Source organism: Microvirga antarctica, assembly GCF_017921815.1.
GTDB lineage: Bacteria > Pseudomonadota > Alphaproteobacteria > Rhizobiales > Beijerinckiaceae > Microvirga > Microvirga antarctica.
This window is the reverse complement of sequence record NZ_JAGEMM010000079.1, coordinates 1-290: the sequence shown is the minus strand read 5'-3', so window position 1 is coordinate 290 and position 290 is coordinate 1. Positions and strand designations below refer to the sequence as shown.

1 protein-coding gene is annotated in these 290 nt (G+C 47.6%); it reads right to left on the bottom strand.

Annotation, left to right across the window (positions count from 1 at the left end):
- The coding region (locus tag J4G32_RS20935; protein ID WP_001336758.1) for a GTP-binding protein at positions 1 to 110 on the bottom strand (110 nt) is incomplete at its 3' end.
- Positions 111 to 290: the final 180 nt, after the last annotated feature.

The window sequence follows — 290 nt, the reverse complement described above, 5'->3', positions numbered from 1 at the left end:
GCCAGTACGGTAGTAATGGCAGCGGTCAGCGTTGTTTTACCATGGTCAACGTGGCCGATAGTACCGACGTTAACGTGCGGTTTTGTACGTTCAAACTTTTCTTTAGACATCGATTGTCCCTCTAAGACACGGATAAATCGGTGATATCACCACATCAACCAGGCAACACGCCCGACTTGTTGAATGCTAATAAACAGAAGAGAAAAACAGGAAGGAGAAAAGAAGTGGTGCTGATAGGCAGATTCGAACTGCCGACCTCACCCTTACCAAGGGTGCGCTCTACCAACTGA